The 20,444-nt window shown below is 45.9% G+C and carries 18 protein-coding genes; 1 reads left to right on the forward strand and 17 read right to left on the reverse strand.

Annotated features, from left to right (window positions below; all coding sequences use genetic code 11):
• Positions 1-23: 23 nt before the first annotated feature.
• Together guaA and guaB are read right to left on the reverse strand one after the other, a co-directional pair.
• Positions 24-1,577: a glutamine-hydrolyzing GMP synthase gene (gene guaA / locus BSZ04_RS20630; protein WP_071236044.1), complete on the reverse strand. Its 1,554-nt coding sequence runs from the start codon at positions 1,575-1,577 to the stop codon at positions 24-26.
• 126 nt (positions 1,578-1,703) lie between these two features.
• A complete protein-coding gene (gene guaB / locus BSZ04_RS20635; protein WP_010446193.1) occupies positions 1,704-3,167 on the reverse strand; it encodes an IMP dehydrogenase in 1,464 nt (487 codons plus the stop codon).
• A gap of 232 nt (positions 3,168-3,399) precedes the next feature.
• Between guaB and xseA the strand changes: the two genes are divergently transcribed.
• Entirely contained in the window at positions 3,400-4,731 is a 1,332-nt protein-coding gene (gene xseA, locus BSZ04_RS20640; protein ID WP_088881281.1) for an exodeoxyribonuclease VII large subunit, read from the forward strand.
• Here the strand turns inward: xseA and BSZ04_RS20645 are convergent.
• The 15 genes from BSZ04_RS20645 to hscA form a co-directional block, all read right to left on the reverse strand.
• On the reverse strand, positions 4,724-4,948 hold the full coding sequence (locus BSZ04_RS20645; protein ID WP_088881282.1) for a zinc ribbon domain-containing protein: 225 nt from the start codon (positions 4,946-4,948) through the stop codon (positions 4,724-4,726). The two genes, xseA and BSZ04_RS20645, sit on opposite strands and share 8 nt — an antisense overlap.
• A gap of 71 nt (positions 4,949-5,019) precedes the next feature.
• Positions 5,020-6,024 (reverse strand): GGDEF domain-containing protein, encoded by a 1,005-nt coding sequence (locus BSZ04_RS20650; RefSeq protein ID WP_088881283.1) that lies wholly within the window; start codon positions 6,022-6,024, stop codon positions 5,020-5,022.
• Positions 6,025-6,318: 294 nt separating this feature from the next.
• Positions 6,319-7,188, reverse strand: coding sequence for an alanyl-tRNA editing protein (locus tag BSZ04_RS20655; protein ID WP_010446184.1), 870 nt, complete (start codon positions 7,186-7,188; stop codon positions 6,319-6,321).
• Between the two features lie 93 nt (positions 7,189-7,281).
• Entirely contained in the window at positions 7,282-8,778 is a 1,497-nt protein-coding gene (der, locus tag BSZ04_RS20660) for a ribosome biogenesis GTPase Der (RefSeq protein WP_010446182.1), read from the reverse strand.
• A 181-nt stretch (positions 8,779-8,959) separates the two neighbouring features.
• Entirely contained in the window at positions 8,960-10,120 is a 1,161-nt protein-coding gene (gene bamB, locus BSZ04_RS20665) for an outer membrane protein assembly factor BamB (RefSeq protein ID WP_071236047.1), read from the reverse strand.
• Positions 10,121-10,132: 12 nt separating this feature from the next.
• Complete coding sequence (locus BSZ04_RS20670) at positions 10,133-10,747, reverse strand: YfgM family protein (protein ID WP_010446178.1); 615 nt, start codon at positions 10,745-10,747, stop codon at positions 10,133-10,135.
• 125 nt (positions 10,748-10,872) lie between these two features.
• Complete coding sequence (hisS, locus tag BSZ04_RS20675) at positions 10,873-12,141, reverse strand: histidine--tRNA ligase (protein ID WP_010446176.1); 1,269 nt, start codon at positions 12,139-12,141, stop codon at positions 10,873-10,875.
• A gap of 54 nt (positions 12,142-12,195) precedes the next feature.
• A complete protein-coding gene (gene ispG / locus BSZ04_RS20680) occupies positions 12,196-13,314 on the reverse strand; it encodes a flavodoxin-dependent (E)-4-hydroxy-3-methylbut-2-enyl-diphosphate synthase (RefSeq protein WP_005424674.1) in 1,119 nt (372 codons plus the stop codon).
• A gap of 5 nt (positions 13,315-13,319) precedes the next feature.
• A complete protein-coding gene (gene rodZ, locus BSZ04_RS20685; protein WP_088881284.1) occupies positions 13,320-14,267 on the reverse strand; it encodes a cytoskeleton protein RodZ in 948 nt (315 codons plus the stop codon).
• Between the two features lie 391 nt (positions 14,268-14,658).
• Positions 14,659-15,786, reverse strand: a complete 1,128-nt coding sequence (rlmN, locus tag BSZ04_RS20690; protein WP_010446167.1) for a dual-specificity RNA methyltransferase RlmN — start codon at positions 15,784-15,786, stop codon at positions 14,659-14,661.
• Between the two features lie 210 nt (positions 15,787-15,996).
• Positions 15,997-16,422, reverse strand: a complete 426-nt coding sequence (gene ndk, locus BSZ04_RS20695; RefSeq protein WP_010446164.1) for a nucleoside-diphosphate kinase — start codon at positions 16,420-16,422, stop codon at positions 15,997-15,999.
• Positions 16,423-16,522: 100 nt separating this feature from the next.
• Positions 16,523-17,821, reverse strand: a complete 1,299-nt coding sequence (gene pepB / locus BSZ04_RS20700; protein WP_010446162.1) for an aminopeptidase PepB — start codon at positions 17,819-17,821, stop codon at positions 16,523-16,525.
• Positions 17,822-17,992: 171 nt separating this feature from the next.
• A complete protein-coding gene (gene iscX / locus BSZ04_RS20705) occupies positions 17,993-18,187 on the reverse strand; it encodes a Fe-S cluster assembly protein IscX (RefSeq protein ID WP_005424887.1) in 195 nt (64 codons plus the stop codon).
• A gap of 45 nt (positions 18,188-18,232) precedes the next feature.
• On the reverse strand, positions 18,233-18,571 hold the full coding sequence (fdx, locus tag BSZ04_RS20710; RefSeq protein ID WP_005424889.1) for an ISC system 2Fe-2S type ferredoxin: 339 nt from the start codon (positions 18,569-18,571) through the stop codon (positions 18,233-18,235).
• Positions 18,572-18,584: 13 nt separating this feature from the next.
• Complete coding sequence (hscA, locus tag BSZ04_RS20715) at positions 18,585-20,438, reverse strand: Fe-S protein assembly chaperone HscA (RefSeq protein WP_088881285.1); 1,854 nt, start codon at positions 20,436-20,438, stop codon at positions 18,585-18,587.
• Positions 20,439-20,444 lie beyond the last annotated feature (6 nt).

Raw genomic sequence — 20,444 nt, forward strand, 5'->3', positions numbered from 1 at the left:
CTACTTCAAATATGAAGGGAATATTATTCCCATTCGATTGTCGCTGGTGGCTTACCAGAAATGTCGTAAACCACGCGAGAAATACCGTCAACTTCGTTGATGATACGGTTAGAAACCTTACCTAGGAAGTCGTATGGTAGGTGTGCCCAATGCGCAGTCATAAAGTCGATAGTTTCTACCGCACGTAGAGATACAACCCAATCGTACTTACGACCATCACCCATTACACCTACAGAGCGAACTGGTAAGAATACCGTGAACGCTTGAGATACTTTGTTGTATAGGTCTGCAGCGTGTAGCTCTTCAATGAAGATAGCGTCTGCACGACGTAGCAAGTCACAGTACTCTTTCTTGATTTCACCAAGAACACGAACACCTAGACCAGGACCCGGGAATGGGTGGCGGTAAAGCATGTTGTACGGAAGACCAAGCTCTAGGCCAATCTTACGAACTTCATCTTTAAACAGCTCACGTAGTGGCTCAACAAGACCCATTTCCATGTCATCTGGAAGACCGCCCACGTTGTGATGTGATTTGATCACGTGCGCTTTACCAGTCTTAGATGCAGCAGATTCGATAACGTCTGGGTAAATCGTACCTTGAGCTAGCCATTTCGCGTTTTTCAGCTTCTTAGACTCTTCATCAAATACGTCTACGAATACGTGACCGATTGTCTTACGCTTCTCTTCTGGATCTGACTTGCCTTCAAGTGCGTTTAGGAAACGCTCCTCAGCATCAACTTTGATGATGTTCAGACCAAACTGGTCGCCGAACATATCCATTACTTGTTGACCTTCGTTTAGACGAAGCAGACCGTTATCTACAAATACACACGTTAGCTTGTCGCCGATTGCACGGTGAACTAGCATCGCTACTACCGATGAATCCACGCCACCAGATAGACCTAGGATAACTTCGTCGTCACCCACTTGCTCTTTAATACGAGCAACCGCGTCTTCGATGATAGATTCAGAAGTCCATAGACGCTCACAGCCACATACGCCAAGAACGAAGTTCTCTAGCATTTGTAGGCCGCCTTTCGTGTGCGTTACTTCTGGGTGGAACTGTACGCCGTAGTACTTCTTCTCTTCGTTCGCCATCGCAGCGTACGGACATGTGTCTGTCTCACCGACTTTCACGAAGTCAGCAGGAATTTCTACTACTTTGTCACCGTGGCTCATCCACACATCTTGAGTTAGCTCAAGATCTTTAAACAGTGCAGATTCACCAGAAACTTTAACTTGTGCGTAGCCGAATTCACGTTCAGTAGAACCCGCTACTTTACCACCTAGCTGCTCAGCCATAGTTTGCATGCCGTAACATACACCTAGTACTGGCACACCAGAGTCAAATACGTATTGAGGAGCGCGTGGAGAGTTGTCTTCCGTTACGCTTTCTGGGCCACCAGATAGGATGATACCGTCTGGATTGAATTCACGAATATCCGCTTCTTCAACGTCCCAGCTCCACAGTTCACAGTAAACACCGATTTCACGTACACGGCGCGCTACTAGCTGAGTGTACTGAGAACCGAAGTCCAAGATCAGAATACGTTGGTCATGAATATTTTTAGTCATTTTGAGCAGTCTTATAAGCTAGGTTATTAAAACGGAGGCGAGTGTACTCGCCTCTTATTAATGCTTCAAGGAAAAAAGCAAACGTTTACGTCGAGTGTATAGGTTTTATTTTTACAACAGTAAAAATTAACCGCGACGGTAGTTTGGCGCTTCCTTAGTGATTTGAACGTCGTGTACGTGTGATTCAGCCATGCCCGCACCTGAGATACGAACAAATTCAGCTTTAGTACGCATATCTTCAATCGTTGCAGAGCCAGTAAGACCCATGCTTGAACGTAGACCACCCATTTGTTGGTGAACGATTTCTTTTAGACGACCTTTGTATGCGATACGACCTTCGATACCTTCTGGTACTAGCTTGTCTGCTGCATTGTCAGACTGGAAGTAACGGTCAGATGAACCTTGAGACATCGCGCCAAGAGAGCCCATGCCACGGTAAGACTTGTAAGAACGACCGTTGTAAAGAATCACTTCACCCGGTGCTTCTTCTGTACCTGCGAACATTGAACCAACCATCACACAAGATGCGCCTGCTACGATTGCTTTACAGATATCACCAGAGAAACGGATACCGCCGTCAGCGATAACTGGAATGCCGAATGAGTTCGCCACTTCTGCTGCGTCTGCGATTGCTGTTACTTGAGGAACACCAACACCTGTTACGATACGAGTTGTACAGATTGAACCAGGGCCGATACCCACTTTCACTGCGCTAACGCCCGCTTCGATAAGTGCTTTAGCACCAGCACCTGTCGCAACGTTACCGCCGATGATGTCTAGATCTGGGTAAGCAGCACGAGTTTCGCGGATGCGGTTTAGTACACCTTCAGAGTGACCGTGTGAAGAGTCGATAAGTAGAACGTCAACGCCCGCTTCAACTAGAGCAGCAACACGCTCTTCGTTACCAGCGCCAGCACCAACGGCTGCGCCAACACGTAGACGACCGCGCTCATCTTTACATGCGTTTGGTTTACGTTCTGCTTTGTGGAAGTCTTTCGCAGTGATCATGCCGGTTAGTTGGAACTCATCGTTCACAACCAGTACTTTCTCAACGCGTGCTTCGTGCATCTTCTCTTGCACTTCTTCACGTGTTGCACCTTCTTTTACTGCTGCAAGGTTTTCTTTTGCTGTCATTACTGAAGACACTTTCTTAGAAAGGTCAGTAACAAAGCGCACATCACGACCAGTGATAATGCCTACAAGCTCGTTGTTCTCTGTGATTACAGGGAAACCAGCGAAGCCGTGTTTGTCAGTCAGTGCAACCACGTCAGCGATAGTCGCGTCAGGGTTAACCGTTACAGGATCAGAAACGACGCCTGCTTCAAACTTCTTAACTTTACGAACTTCAGCAGCTTGCTGCTCAATAGACATGTTTTTGTGGATAAAGCCAATGCCACCCTCTTGCGCTAGCGCGATAGCTAGACGAGCTTCAGTAACAGTGTCCATAGACGCTGAAATCATTGGGATGTTTAGGGTGATGTTCTTGGTAAGCTGAGTGCGAAGATCAGCTGTGTTTGGGAGAACAGTGGAGTGAGCTGGCACGAGTAGTACGTCATCGAATGTCAGCGCTTCTTTGGCAATTCTTAGCATTTGCAATATCTCACAATAATAGGAGTAAAAAGAACAATCCAATCTCATCGTTTCGCATAATGAGGGTAACCAATTTTAGGTTATTGGCTACATTTGGATTAGATATTGCGGAGGGATTATACGGTTAACGCAATCGCTTGACCACAAATTTTTTAATTTTTTTCTTGCAATTACCCCCTTGCTATGTATTATATTGCCGCTAATTTCCATACTCACGTCTACGGAATTAGCTGTGCTCTCCCAGACCAATCAAAACATCTTCACTGTTTCTCGTCTCAATGCCGAAGTGCGTCTGCTGCTCGAAAACGAAATGGGGATAGTCTGGCTTGTCGGAGAGGTATCCAATTTCTCAGCTCCCGTCTCTGGTCACTGGTACCTCACTCTTAAAGATTCTCGCGCTCAAGTTAAATGTGCCATGTTCCGTGGTAACAATCGTCGCGTCACTTTCAAACCTGCTAACGGCAATCAAGTTCTAGTTAAAGCACGCCTGTCTCTGTACGAGCCGCGTGGTGACTATCAATTGATCATCGAAAGTATGCAGCCAGAAGGCGATGGTCGTCTGCAACAAGAGTTCGAAGCACTTAAGATGAAACTGGCAGCAGAAGGTTTGTTTGCTCAAACCAATAAGCAGCCTTTACCTGAGCACCCAAAACGCGTTGGTGTGATCACCTCTAAAACCGGTGCCGCACTGTACGATATCCTAGATGTATTGAAACGCCGAGATCCTTCCCTACCCGTGGTGGTTTACCCAACTATGGTGCAAGGTGAAGAGGCTGCTATTCAAATTGCGCAGGCAATCGGCCGTGCAAACAGTCGTGATGAATGTGATGTATTGATTGTTGGTCGTGGTGGCGGCTCGTTAGAAGATCTCTGGTGCTTCAACAACGAAATTCTTGCTCGTACTATTGCTGCAAGCCAAATTCCGATCATCAGCGCAGTTGGCCATGAAGTTGACGTAACGATTGCCGACTTTGTTGCGGACATGCGAGCGCCGACGCCATCAGCGGCGGCTGAATTGGTAAGCCGCGATAACAGCCACAAAGATCAAGCGCTGGTGACTCGCCAACATAAGTTAGCCAGTGCAATGCGTTACTACCTAGCGCAACAAAAACAGCAATCGGCTCAACTGATGCACCGTTTAGAGCGCCAGCATCCAAGCTATCAATTGCAGCGTCAGACGCAACAACTTGATGAGTTGGACATGCGTCTACAACGCGCAATGCAACGATTTATCACGACACGCCAACAAGCGGTAGAACGCAAACATCATCGCCTACAACTGAACTCACCAGTAAAACGCTTGGCTGAGCAGAAGTCGAAGCTTGATCGAGTTGAGCAGAAATTGCTGGATGCGATGGACCGTAAGTTACTGACCATGCGCCACCAACTGGCAATCGCGGCAGAGAAGCTAGATACGGTAAGCCCATTGGCAACGCTAAAACGTGGCTACTCGATTACTCAAACTGAGCAAGGTCAGGTTGTTACCCAAGCAAAAGATGTAAAAACGGGCGACGTATTGGTCACCCGCTTATCTGATGGTGAGCTTCGCTCTACCGTTAACTGATTTTTTGAAACTCAAATCGAACTCGTGATTTCGATTTGAGTTCATTACAACTGTTGCAAAAGTAGTTTGCCGCGCCGCAAGCCTGTAGTTTCTCCAACTCAGCATCGCAATCTGGGCAAAACCCTACCTTCTTGTAATCCGACTCACACTTATTGCAATGGTATTGCCCTGTCCATTCCAATTCTACATCGCAAGTTGGGCAAATATTCGGTTGCATGACTACCTCTAAAAACTTCAATTTACTGACTTACAGTCTAATCATAAGCCAAATTGGTGCTTTGATCTTAATCACGCTCGTTTGGCGCGTTTGTTCTGGTACATTGCCACATCAGCTTGCTGAATAAGCTCTTGTAACACCGAGCGCTCACTAGCAGTACTACAAGAAGCGCCAATGCTGGCTTTGACTTGATATTCTTCTAGATGATAAATCTGATTAAGCTCATCCGCTAAACGAGAAACAAAGTGAAGGTAGGTCTGCTCATCTGGAAAACAACAGAAACCAACAAACTCATCACCACCATACCGCCCTATCACTGAACAAGAACGAAACGCCTGTTTCAGGTGCTCAGCTACCAGCACCAAGACTTGGTCACCAGTCTCATGACCAAAGCGATCATTGATGTACTTAAACTCATCGATATCAACAAAGAAACATCCGACTAATGCATTACGATCACATTTGCGATTAATTTTTCGGTCGACTTCTGTCAACAGAGCGCGACGGTTAAAGCAGTGCGTGAGTGGATCGCGGCTAGCGTGAAAGTGAAGTTGCTCTTCTAGACGATACTTCTCTAATGCCACCGCATATAAAGCGGCCAACATTTCGAGCACTTCGAGCTCATAGGGGTGAGGTTCAGAAGGCGCATTGCTGTATACGGCAAATGTTCCCAATACATGGCCGTCCGAAGCAATGATCGGGACAGACCAACATGCACGGAGTTGAGCTTGTTGAGTCAGTTCGAGGAAAGGAGCCCAGTTAGCATGATGATCAATATCGCTAACAACCACGATTTGCTTCAAGAATGCAGCAGCACCACATGAACCAATTTCTGGTCCAATTGGAACTCCTTCAATCGCTTGATTGTAGAAATCAGGTAAGTGTGGGGCAAATTCCAAGTGCAATGTATTGGTATCGGGGTGCAATCGTAGTATGGAAGCTTGCCTCTTCCCAAATAGGTGTTCACTTAACTCAATAACCTCGTGGTTGAGGCTGTCTCGTTCCATTCCCAGTGCAAGCTTACCCAAAAGACGATTGACTGCTCGGTGAGCATCTAACAGTCTATCTTTGTCCATTGTGCTGTATTCATATCGTTATTATGTTTATCAGCCCGAAATATAATAGATCTATAAATATGACGCAGGTAACTAACTCACATTATGTGAATGCGGCACTATAAAAGATCATATGCTGATCATCGGATATTTCCCTTTTGATCAGCGATCACCCCTTAAAAGAATATTTATATAACCACACACCGAAAGCATAAGTTACATATTCTGCATCTCAATTTTAAATAGAACAAACCACCAAAGATCAGATTAAAAAAGTACATAGGCAGAATTTAATAAAAAGATCGAATTTGAAGTTTAGCTTATTACATCAGTGTGCATTTCAATTGTCTGTGAGTCTATTTCCGTCAGTGTTACACGAATAGAACCAAAGTCATTCAAATGGCTCGCATGCGTTCCCCCACAAGGGATGACAGCAATTTCACCTTCGCCTAAATCACATTGCCAGTAACGTGAATCAGTAAGGCGTTCACCATGGCAATCGATGGTGATCGCAGCATCTCTTTTTAGCCAATCTTCCAACAGAACATTCACCTGTTGTTCGATGCTTTTCAAGTCAGACAACATATCTGCACTGTTTAAACCTCTTTTACGGAGTGTTTTACCTAAACGATAGGTGTCCAGACATTTATCTGGAGTAACAAAACTGGTTTCTTGTGCGTAGCTGTTGAAGTCGTAATTCCCATGAGGGTCTTTGCGGTCTGCATCTTTTCGCCAGTAGCTCTGTGCCAATATTTTATTAAGTGCAAGGTATGCGATATGCCCTGCACTATGTCCACGACTCAGCGATAGCTGGTACTCTTTGTCGACTTCTAATGACACTACATTACCTACAGTAAGGGCTTCCGTTCGTGGTAATACATGGACAACCACAAATACCCACCCTTCGGTATCGCGTTTTACAGGAATTGCAGTGCCGACATGCAATTCTCCACTTGCAAGCTCTACCGCGCCAACCTGGCAATCCATCACTTCATATCCAGTGCCCATTGCTGTCAGTGTGCCTTTATCTGCAGGATGATCTGGCCAAATATGACTCACAGGATGGAAAGGTGTCACTTCTGTAATCACGTAAGTGACTTCATGTGTAGACTGAACAAGTTGTATTGGCGCTTCCATTTGCCATGTCTGATGACAGAAGCGGGTCTTGGTTGCTGTGATTGTCATGTTTGGAGTTCTTCTAATAAGTTTCTTCGAGTAAAAATCTGCTTATAAAAAAATACCCAAGTCGAAACTTGGGTATTCAGAAAATCTTAGCGATTATTTGTTGCGGTTTTTCACTGCAGACATCATACGCTTGCGCTTACGCTCTTGAGATAGCGTTAGCTTGTTTGTACGGTTCTCGTACGGGTTGTCGCTGTTCTGGAAGTTAATACGGATTGGTGTACCCATGATTTCCAGAGACTTACGGAAGTAGTTCATCAAGTAACGTTTGTACGAATCAGGTAGATCGCGAACCATGTTACCGTGAACAACCACGATTGGTGGGTTGTAACCACCCGCGTGCGCGTACTTCAGCTTAATACGGCGGCCACGAACCATTGGTGGTTGGTGATCGTCTGTTGCCATCTTCATAATACGAGTCAGTACAGAAGTACCAACACGTGTCGTTGCCGACTTGTACGCTTCTTGAATTGATTCGAACAAGTGGCCAACGCCTGTACCGTGAAGCGCTGAGATAAAGTGAATACGTGCAAAATCAACGAAGCCTAAACGACGGTCGAGTTCTTTCTTCACGTTCTCTTTCACTTCGTTATCTAGACCGTCCCACTTGTTTACCGCTAGTACAATTGAACGGCCTGCGTTCAATGCGAAGCCAAGTAGACTCAAGTCTTGGTCAGAAATGTTTTCACGTGCGTCGATAACCAATAGAACCACGTTTGCGTCTTCTACGGCTTTCAGTGTTTTAACAACAGAAAATTTCTCGACGGTTTCGTTGATACGACCACGGCGACGTACACCTGCAGTATCGATCAACACATACTCACGACCATCACGTTCCATTGGAATGTAGATTGAGTCACGCGTGGTGCCTGGCATGTCGTATACCACAACTCGCTCTTCGCCAAGAATACGGTTTGTCAGTGTTGATTTACCAACGTTTGGACGACCAATGATTGCCAGTTTGATTGGCTGGTCTTGTAAACGTTTGAACTCTGCTTCTGCGTCTTCTTCGGTGTAATCTTCAATCGCTAGCTCTTCATCTTCGAATTCAGTCAGATCTTCAATCTCACCTTCTTCAGATTCACTCGCCAATAGATCATCAAAGAATGGCGCTAATGCGCGTTCTAGCAATGCTGTTACACCACGACCATGCGCCGCAGCAATTTGGTACATGTCGTCAACACCAAGCTGCCAGAAATCAGCACAAGCTGCATCAGCATCAATACCATCGATCTTGTTTACTACCAGCATTGCTGGTTTTTCGATTTTACGCAGGTGCGCGGCAATCGCTTCATCCGATGGCGTTAATCCAGCACGACCATCAACAAGGAATAGTACTACATCAGCTTCATCAATCGCAGCTAGCGATTGTTCTGCCATCTTCGTTTCTACGCCTTCTTCCGTACCATCAATACCACCGGTATCAATAACGATGAATTCATGTTCTTCACCAAGGCGAGCTTGGCCATATTTACGGTCTCGCGTTAGGCCAGGGAAGTCCGCAACCAACGCGTCACGTGTGCGTGTCAATCGGTTAAATAGTGTAGATTTACCTACGTTCGGACGCCCTACTAGAGCAACAACAGGTACCATAACAACCTCTACAATAATCTTTCTTCTGTAGTTATAGGTAACGACTTGCTCAATGCCAAATCAAACAAGCTTTTTACCTATAACCACGTCAGGAATAACGGTTAATAAATAAAAATTTCAAACAACAAAACGGCTCCTAACTGTTACCAGCCAGGAGCCGAATGTGAATTATATCACGATATTATTCGTTAATGCTCAGTTTCTTTACATCGCCATTACGAGTAGTAATGACATAACCGTCAGAAACTGCGACTGGACCAACAGCAAAGCCACTACTGTCTACTTCTTGTTGAGCAACGAACTCACCAGTAGAGCGGTCGATCCAATGTAAATAGCCAAGAGTATCACCTACGACCAAGTAGTTATCGATTACTACTGGTGCGGTAAGTTGTCGATACTCAAGTGATGCATTTTCCCACAGCTCAGTACCACTGCGCGCATCAACAGCAACCACATGATCTTTCTCAGTGATAACGAAGATACGACTACCATCCGTCGCTAAATCATTTGCAGACGAGTAATTACGCTTCCACAAAGGTTTAGCTGAACGTAGATCAATGGCAATTAACTGTCCATTGTAACCAACAGTGAAAAGAGTGCCGCCCAGTACAATCGGTGAAGAGTCTACATCGACAAGACGATCAATTTCCGTTGCCCCTTTAGGGGTCCCGATCGGCTGTTGCCAAATCAATTGACCACGCTCAACAATCGCTGCTGCCAGTCGACCATTTGCCGTGCCCCAAAATACCCCACCAGCAACCGCTGTTGGTGTGCTATCGCCACGAAGGGTTAGGTTTGGAACTTCAGTACTGATCGCCCACTTTTGCTCACCAGTTAACTGGTCAAGAGCAAACAAAGTACCACGGCTGGTATTTACAATAATTAAACCAGAATCAGCAACAGGGTTAGCAAGAACTTCACCACCGACTTCAACACGCCATGTTACTTCACCAGTTTCTTGGTCTAAAGCAATGACTTCGCCGTTTTCAGAACCAATGTAAATATGGTCATAAGCGGCAGTTAGGCCACCTGAAAGGCGCGCAATCACATCTTGCTCTAAGTCTGTTTGCCACAACGTTTTGCCGGTTTCAACATCCAGAGCTTTGACCAGACCATCACGGCTTGCTACAAATAACTTGTCGTAAGCAAAAGCAGGAGATAGCTTTGAAAAGTAATGGCCTACGCCATCACCAATTGAAGTACTCCAATTCGTACTTGGCGTAAATTGATTATCAACCTTCGGTAGCGGTGCCATAACGATTGTATCTTCCTCGCCGGCACAGCCAGCAAGAATACCCACTGCCATCGCACTCAATAAGGCATGCTTTAAGACTCTTTTCATCCACTGCGGTCCTTATTTGGCTAGATCGTCCAACTTCATCTGCAAGGTTGGGCTTGCATCTGCAGCTTGTTGAGCTTCGGTATAAGCTGTGTAAGCGGCATCTTGATTTCCTTGACGAAGCGCAATATCACCACGTAACTCGGCAATACGACCAGCCCACGCTGTATCAGTCACTTTGTTCAGTTCTGCATTAGCAGCATCAAAGTTACCTTGTTCAGCTTCAATTCGAGCAATACGGTAGCTAATTAGTGGAGCTAGAGCTGCGTCTTTAGTGTTGCTTTGAGCCCATTTCAGTTGCGTTAATGCAGCTGGTAACTCTTTCGCATCAACTTGGGCTTTAGCAAGCTGCATCGCGGCCAACACTGAGTACTCTTGTACTTTGTTTGAATCAATAAACGCTTGCACGTCTGCTTGAGCATCAACACCTTTCGCTTGTAGCGCGTTCATTGTCGTTGTGTAGCTCAAAGAAGCCGCTTCACTCGCCTGAACAACAGAATCTTGATAGTAACGCCAACCAAATAGGCCACCTAAACCAACCACGGCACCAATGATTACGGCTTTGCCGTTTTCCTTCCACCAGTCTTTAATTGCTTCAACTTGTTGTTCTTCAGTATCGTAAAGTTCCACTTCCTGTCCTCTTAAAACATGTAAATGGCAGCAAGACTGCCATTGTTCCTATTTCGTCGAAAGGCTCCTATCTTGGGAGTCTTACTATTACGAATTAGGATTTAATCTTTAGCTTATTAAAAGACTTAAATCAGTGCTGCGATCTTCTCAGCAACTTCTGCTTGGTTGTAAGTCTCTTGCTCACCACCAACCAAGTCTTTTAGTACTACGGTGTTATCCGCAACTTCGTTTTCGCCCAGAACTAATGCTACTACAGCACCCACTTTATCTGCGCGCTTAAACTGTTTCTTGAAGTTACCGCCACCGAAGTGACTCATCACGCGAACGCCAGGAACAGCTTCACGAAGCTGTTCTGCTAGCTTCATACCCGCCATCATGGTGCCTTCGCCTGCTGTTACTACGTAAACATCTACACTGCGACGAACGTCTGTTAGCTCTAGTGTTTCTAGCATCAGAACAAGACGTTCTAGGCCCATTGCAAAACCAACTGCTGGTGTTTCTTTACCACCTAATTGCTCTACAAGACCATCGTAACGACCACCGCCACATACTGTGCCTTGAGCACCTAGGCTCTCAGTGATCCACTCAAATACCGTGCGGTTGTAGTAATCCAGACCACGAACTAGACGTTCGTTAACTGTGTATTCGATACCTGCAGCGTCTAAAAGTTCACATAGACCTGCGAAGTGAGCTTTAGATTCCTCGCCTAAGTACTCAGAAAGACGAGGTGCATCACCTAAAATAGCCTGAACGTCAGGGTTCTTTGTATCCAGAACACGCAGTGGGTTAGTGTGCATGCGACGCTTACAATCTTCGTCTAGCACATCAATATGTTGCTCAAGGAATGCAACCAGTGCCGTACGGTAGTCTGCGCGATCTTCTTGAGAACCGATAGAGTTAAGCTCAAGACGAACATGTTCATTGATACCCAGTTCACGCCATAGACGTGCTGTCATCATGATAAGCTCAGCATCAACATCTGGACCATTAAGACCAAACACCTCAACACCACACTGGTGGAATTGACGGTAACGACCTTTCTGCGGACGCTCATGGCGGAACATTGGCCCCATGTACCACAGACGCTGCTCGTCACGGTTGATCAAGCTGTTTTGAATACATGAACGTACACAACCAGCAGTACCTTCAGGGCGAAGTGTTAGGCTGTCTCCGTTACGATCATCAAAGGTGTACATTTCTTTTGAAACGACGTCTGTCTCTTCACCAACAGCGCGGCTGAATAGGTTTGTTTCTTCAACGATAGGCATGCGCACTTCGTTGTAGCCGTATGCGCTCACGGTACTTTTCACTGCGTTTTCAAGTTTCTGCCACAGTGGAGATTGAGTTGGAAGGCAGTCGTTCATGCCTCGGATTGCTTGGATTTTCTTTGCCACAATAATTACCGTCGCTTAGTAACCCGAGCACGCTTACATGCTCGAGCTATGAGATTAATCTTCTTGTTTGATATCGATGCGGTTAGCTTGATCTAACACAGACGCTTTCGCACGGATTTTCGCTTCTAGTTGGTTCACTAGATCATCATTGTCGAAACGCTCTTTCTGACGTTTACCGTCTTCGTAGAATGCGCTCTTCTTGTTGCTGCCTGCTAAACCTAAATGTGAAACCTCGGCTTCACCTGGGCCATTTACTACACAGCCGATGATCGACACATCCATAGGTGTGATGATGTCTTCTAAGCGCTCTTCCAATGCATTTACTGTGTTAATCACGTCGAATTCCTGACGTGAACAGCTTGGGCAAGCAATAAAGTTGATGCCGCGAGAGCGAATACGTAGAGATTTAAGAATATCAAAGCCAACTTTGATTTCTTCTACTGGATCTGCTGCCAATGAAATACGCAACGTATCACCGATCCCTTCCGCTAGAAGCATACCTAAGCCAACAGAGGACTTCACTGCACCAGCACGCGCGCCACCGGCTTCGGTGATACCTAGGTGTAGAGGTTGGTCGATCTGTTTTGCCAATAAGCGGTATGAATCCACCGCAAGGAAAACATCAGACGCTTTCACACTCACTTTGAACTGGTCAAAGTTAAGGCGATCAAGGTGATCCACGTGACGCATCGCCGACTCGACCAATGCCTCTGGCGTTGGCTCACCGTATTTCATCTGCAGATCTTTTTCCAAAGAACCGCCGTTTACACCGATACGGATAGGGATGTTTTTGTCACGGGCACAATCAACAACCGAACGAATACGCTCTTCGTTACCGATGTTACCTGGGTTAATACGCAAACAGTCGACACCATACTCTGCCACTTTCAGTGCAATACGGTAGTCGAAGTGAATGTCCGCAACGAGCGGCACAGACACTTGCTGTTTGATGAGCTTAAAGGCTTCCGCCGCATCCATGGTAGGAACAGAAACACGTACAATGTCTGCACCCACTTTTTCTAATGCTCGGATTTGTGCGACTGTGGCTTCCACATCAGTCGTGCGAGTGTTTGTCATTGACTGTACAGCAATTGGTGCACCATCACCAATTGGTACATCACCCACATAAATACGCGTCGATTTACGACGAATAATTGGAGATTCGTGTTGCATAATATTTATAACGGTAGAGTGAATCTAGCTACTTTGCCTGAAGTATACCCAGAAAGGTCGACAGGTTCACTTGCAAATGTCATTGTCACGGCTTCTGGCGCACCTAAAATCACTTTAAATGGTGCTTTTCCGGCAAGCTCGACATTTTGACCGGGCTTGTGAGTACCTGAAACTAACGTTTTCCCATTAGCATCTTTAACTTGGATCCAGCAATCAGAAGTAAACGTCATTGTCACTGGCGTCATACCTGCTGGAATTACTGCTGGCTTTTCTTCAACTTCAACAACAGTAGGCTTTGTTACTGGTTGAGCTAACTCCTCAGTAGAACTGGTCTCTTCTTCATTCACAGCATCAACAGGTGATGTCTCAGTTGAAACCTCCGAAACCATAACTGGCGCATCATCAACGATTGGAGCTTCATCTGCAGTAGCTTCAACAGCAATAGTTTCCGTTGACACAGTAGGCTCTGTATCGAACGTAGAATCATCAACGATTTCAGTCTCAACCGCAGCTTCATTAACCACTTGAGCTAAACTGTTCTCTTGTTGGTTTTGCCACCACCACACCGCGGAAATGCCTGTAATCACAATAGCAATAGCCCATGTTAGCAACATAATTCGGCTATTGTGTTTCTCTGTTTTGGTTTTTCGAGAGAAGCTCTGCATCTCCTGCTCTTGGTGCTGCGCTTCACCAGTCGTATCTAAAGCAGAAAGCACTAAGTGCTCATCAACAGAAACCAGTTTTGCATAAGAACGTAAGTAGCCACGGATGAATGTCGCGACTTGATGAGAATCAAATTGGTTGTTTTCGATATCTTCGATGACAGATACACGCAATCTTAGGCGATCAGCAATTTGCTTTTGAGTCATGCCTAAAGACTCGCGCTTATTCTTCAGTAAAGTGCCCGCTTCAATAGACAGCGGAGTTTCATTGTTTTTTTCGTGTTCAGTCATAATGGCGGTAATAAATCTGTTAGGTGGCTAACGCAGTATATTTTTCGTTCTTATTCTTAAGCCTTACTTAAAGATAGCTAGCTTGAACGCGTTAACCAAAATTCTTTTTTGAAACGCTCTGAGGCTGGAATCTGAATGTATTAGAAGACGCAGATTTCAAACAACGTTATGAGACAAACTTAGCGTGCTGTCAGAGCGATAGTAATAAAACAACTTCCATGATAAGCGAATGTTCTAGGAAGACAAAAACTCTTTACTATCAAATTAACAGATAGCTCAAGCTTTTGTCCAAAAAATGACACAAGTTCTCTTTTTTGCTTACCTAATTGATCTCTGATAGAAAAAAATAGCCAGAGCATAAGGCTCTGGCTATTTATCAGTTCGTTGCGAGTTAAACCGCTTTCACTTCAATGGTGTCTGCACCACGCGCAGCTTTTAAAGCCGCTGTACGTTTCGTGCGGTCAATAACATCGCCGACCAACTGACCACATGCCGCATCGATATCATCACCACGTGTCTTACGTACCGTTACTGTGTGCTCGTATTGCATCAGTGTTTTCTGGAAACGGTCGATGCGCGAGTTGCTTGGTTTCTTGTAAGGTGAACCTGGGTACGGGTTAAACGGAATCAGGTTGATCTTACATGGCGTATCTTTCATCAGTTCCGCCAGTTCACGTGCGTGGTCCATGTCATCGTTCACATGATCAAGTAGCACGTACTCTACCGTTACTTTACCGCGGTTAGCATTTGAAGACGCGATATAACGACGAACAGACGCTAGAAAATCTTGGATATCCCAACGATCGTTGATCGGCATGATTTCACTACGCAGCTTATCGTTTGGCGCATGAAGAGAGATAGCCAATGCTACGTCAATTTTACCTGTCATCTGATCAAGGCCAGATACCACGCCTGAAGTTGATACGGTTACGCGGCGCTTAGAAAGACCAAAACCAAGATCATCAAGCATGATTTCTAGCGCAGGGATAAGGTTCTTCATGTTAAGAAGAGGTTCGCCCATACCCATCATTACCACGTTAGTGATCGGGCGACGACCGGTTTCTTTTTGCAAACCAATTTCACGCGCTGCACGCCATACCTGACCAATGATTTCAGATACTTTTAGGTTACGGTTGAAGCCTTGTTGAGCAGTTGAACAGAACTTACATTCCAATGCACAGCCTACCTGAGAAGACACACACAATGTCGCGCGATCATCTTCAGGGATGTATACCGTTTCTACGTCTTGGTCACCCACCTTCATCGCCCACTTAATCGTGCCGTCTGAAGAGTGTTGAGCTTCTGCTACTGTTGGTGCTTTGATTTCACACTTGTGTTGCAGTTTTTCACGTAGCTTCTTGTTGATATTCGTCATGTTGTCGAAGTCATCAACACCGAAATGGTAGATCCACTTCATAACTTGATCCGCACGGAACGCTTTTTCGCCTAGCTCTTCCGCGAAAAATTGACGCATGCCCTTGCGATCAAAGTCGAGTAGATTGATTTTTTCAGTGGTCATGTTGCCTCTCAATGACTGAAACAAGAATAAGGGCGCGAATTGTACAGCCTTTATGCAGCTACAACAAGGGCTGTAAGACCCTGAGTTTGCTAAGGCATTAAATTCCAACCGATTAAAATTTAGACAATGCGTGTAATCAATTCTCAATCCATTTCTGATAATAAAAAGCCCCGGAAAATTCCGAGGCTTAACATTCATATTAGAACAAGATTAACGAGGACAAATCTCTGACTCTGGGAAGAAGAATTCGATTTCACGAGCCGCAGAGATAGGACTGTCAGAACCATGCACAGAGTTGTGACGCATACTCAATGCGTAATCTGCACGGATGGTGCCGCATGCCGCTTCTTCTGGGTTTGTTTTGCCCATTAGCTCACGGTAGCGTGCGATTGCATCTTCACCTTCAAGAACCTGAACCATGATTGGGCCAGATGTCATGAATTCTTTCAGTGCAGGGAAAAAAGGCTTGCCTTCATGTTCAGCATAAAAACCGCTCGCCTGCTCTTCAGTCAGGTGAACCATTTTCGCTGCAATGATACGTAAACCCGCTTTTTCGATACGGTGGTAAATCTCACCAATCAGATTGCGTTCTACAGCGTCGGGCTTAACAATTGAAAACGTTCTTTCTAGAGCCATAAAGTTTCCTTTTTGTACTTGTAATAATAGTTTTATATGAGTGACTTACGTCTCTCTTAGTTATACCAGCACAGACACTAAGTCTGCACTGGTAAAAGTCTTATTTTGTGGCTTGTTCGTTCAGGAATCGAGCAAGAGTACGCACACCCATACCTGTTGCGCCAGCAGACCACTTATCTGAAGCTGACTTACGGTACGTACCTGCACAGTCAAAGTGCAACCAACCTTTCTTGTAATCTTCAACGAAGTAAGACAAGAATGCCGCAGCTGTACTTGCGCCTGGTGAGTAATCACCAGAACTGATGTTAGATAGATCAGCAAAGTTTGACGGCAGCATGCCACGGTGGAAATCAGCAAGAGGCAGTGGCCATAGACCTTCTTTCTCTTGGTTCGCCGCCGTTAGCGCTTGATGTGAAAGCTCATCATCAAAGCTCATCAGTGCATGGTAGTCATTACCTAGTGCATTCTTCGCTGCGCCCGTTAGGGTTGCACAGTCGATGATCAGCTCAGGGTTCTGCTCACTTGCGTAGATAAGACCATCAGCAAGCACTAAACGACCTTCTGCGTCAGTGTTCATGATTTCTACTGTCTTACCGTTTTTGTAAGTGATGATGTCGCCAAGCTTAAGTGCACGACCCGAAACCATGTTCTCTGCACAACAAAGGATCAGTTTCACGCGCTTGTTCAGACCACGCAAAATAGCAAGAGCAAGACCGCCAGTAATCGTACCTGAACCGCCCATATCCGCTTTCATTGCCGTCATGAAGTTTGATGGCTTCAAGCTGTAACCGCCTGAATCAAAGGTAATGCCTTTACCTACTAGACACGCAAAGACTGGTGCATTTTCATCGCCAGTTGGGTTGTAATCAAGTTGCAGCATTGCCGATGTGCGCTCAGAGCCGCGACCCACAGCGTAAATACCTTCCCAACCTTCTGAAAGCAGATCTTTATCTTTCACGATACGCGCTGTTACTGTGCCCTGAGGCGCCACAGACTTGATGAATTCTGCAGCCATGGTCGCCAATTGACGAGGGGCCACTTCTTCTGCTGTTTTGTTGATGATATCGCGAGTAAAGTCTGTTGAGGTGATGCGAGCATGTAGCTCAGCTTGGTCTTGCTCAGAAAGCGCAACCCACTCTAGCGTGCCGTGTTTTTTCGGGTTACGGTAACCTTGGTGAAAAGCCCAAATGCTTTCCAAATCCCAGTTATCACCTGCAAGTAGAATTGAGCGAATTCCTTGGCCATCGAGCTGACGTGCTGCACGTTGAACTGCACCAAGATCATGACCTTCACCCAGGTGAATGGTTGTGCCATTCTCAGCGAAAGAAAGCAGTGCTTTGTCGCCCCAATGTGGTGCCGCTGGTTCTTGGCTTAGAAATACAGACATCTGTGTAGACATGGTTTCTCCTTGTCTTATAACGGCGTTGCCTACGCCTCTTCTTTTTAATAACTACCGGATGTTAGCATTATGTAGGGTAAAAATGTCAACTTGATAAAAAAACGGACCTTAAGGTCCGCTTTTTTTAGTGAGAATTGTTAACTCTGCTGCGTTTTACCGCCGAATCGAGCATTAATCCGCTTCGTCCATCCAGCATAAGATAACCGCTTCTAGAATCTTTTCGTTACAATGGTTTGGCTCGTCGTCAAACTCATCTAACTCCATGATCCATTGATGAAGATCGGTAAAACGTACTGTTTTAGGATCCAAGTCGGGAAACTTGTCACAAAGCTCAATCGCGATATCGCGAGAATCTGTCCATTTCATTGCTCGTCTTCCTTTTGCTTCACCCCTTGTATTGGGGAGATAGTATTAGTGATCTTCCGACGCGTGGTTTAGCGTGTATTTTGGAATCTCAACAACCAAATCTTCATCCGCTACTTTTGCTTGGCAACCAAGACGAGATTCAGGCTCAAGACCCCATGCTTTATCTAGCATGTCATCTTCTAGCTCTTCACTCTCTTCTAGCGAATCAAAACCTTCACGAATGATCACGTGGCAAGTCGTACATGCACATGACTTCTCACATGCGTGTTCAATACCAATGCCATTTTTTAGCGCTACGTCTAGAACGGTGTCACCAGTGTTTGCTTCCAACACTGCACCCTCTGGGCACAAATCTTCGTGTGGTAATACAATAATCTTAGGCATAACTACTTATCTCTTATATATCATTAACTGACTGACCTGACAGTGCAGCTCGAATCGATTTATCCATACGGCGCGACGCAAAATCTTGGCTTGCTTTGTCGGTGTCTTTGATGCCTTGCTCGATAGCGTCAGCATCTTCGCCATTGCGCAGTTCAATCAGCGCTTCAATCACTTTTAATAGTTCTTGTTTCTCTTGGTCTGATAGTAGCTCATCACCATCAGCTTGCAGTGCAGCAATCAAACCTTCAATGACACGATCCGCTTCTACGCGCTGCTCAGCCAATGCACGAGCCTGCATGTCTTCTTTCGCGTAAGTCATCGAGTCACGCAGCATATTGGCTACTTCATCATCGCTTAGACCATAAGAAGGTTTCACTTGGATTTCAGCCTGAACACCCGTGCTCTTTTCCATCGCCGTGACAGACAACAGGCCATCAGCATCCACTTGGTAAGTCACGCGAATGTGCGCAGCACCTGCTGCCATTGGTGGAATGCCTTTCAATGAGAAACGAGCCAATGAGCGACAGTCGTCCACCATTTCACGCTCACCTTGTACGGTGTGTACGCTCATGGCTGTTTGGCCATCTTTGAACGTCGTAAATTCTTGTGCGCGAGCCACTGGGATGGTGGTGTTACGTGGAATGATTTTCTCAACCAAGCCGCCCATGGTTTCAATACCAAGGGACAAAGGAATTACGTCCAGAAGCAGCATTTCAGAGTCAGGCTTATTACCTGCCAAGATGTCTGCTTGGATACCCGCACCGATTGCAACTACTTCATCTGGGTTAATGCTTGTCAGTGGTGTACGGCCGAAGAATTCGCCAACCATTTCACGTACAAGCAATGTGCGTGTTGAACCGCCGACCATGACCGCTTCAAGTACATCTTCCGCATCCACATCAGCATCTTTCAGCGCACGACGGCAAGACATTAGGGTTTTCTTCACTAACGGACGAATCAGTTCTTCAAACTGCTCGCGAGTCACAGAGCCTTTCCAACCAAACACGTCAACATCAACACTGTCTTGCTCAGAGAAAGCAATCTTCGTCGCCGTTGCTATGTTCAGTAGTGCACGGTTTTTCTCAGCAGAAAGTGGCGCTTCTAGACCTGCTTGCTCCATCAGGTAATCCGCTAATAGATGGTCAAAATCATCGCCGCCTAGCGCAGAGTCACCGCCTGTTGCCAATACTTCAAAGACGCCTTTCGACAAACGTAAGATAGAAATATCAAACGTACCACCACCTAAGTCATAAACCGCAATCACGCCTTCTTGGCCAGAGTCTAGACCGTAAGCGATCGCTGCGGCAGTCGGCTCATTAAGCAGACGTAGCACATGAAGACCCGCCAATTTAGCCGCATCTTTTGTACCTGCACGTTGAGCGTCATCAAAGTAAGCAGGAACGGTAATAACTACGCCAGCCAACTCGCCACCTAGTGTCTCTTCAGCACGTTTGCCTAGTGCTTTAAGAATGTCGGCAGACACTTCAATCGGGTTTTTGTCACCTTGAGCGGTTTGCAGAATAGGCAGACCGTTGTCGCTTTCTTTAAATTGATAAGGCAAAGATGGGTAGCGAGCTTGAATATCTTTTAGTGAACGACCAATCAGACGTTTTACCGAAATGATGGTGTTTTCTGGTTCTTGCTCCGCTTTTGCTTTTGCGTCGTAACCAACTAACGCCGTATCTTGAGCGTAGTTCACCACAGAAGGCAAAATACTGCGGCCTTGGTCGTCTGTCAGTGTTTTTGCGTCACCGCTGCGAACAGATGCAACCAAAGAGTTGGTGGTACCTAAGTCGATACCCGCTGCTAACTTGTGCTCATGAGGTGCCGAGCTTTGTCCCGGTTCTGCGATTTGAAGTAGTGCCATGATGGG

Source organism: Vibrio rotiferianus, from assembly GCF_002214395.1.
GTDB classification, from domain to species: Bacteria; Pseudomonadota; Gammaproteobacteria; order Enterobacterales; family Vibrionaceae; genus Vibrio; species Vibrio rotiferianus.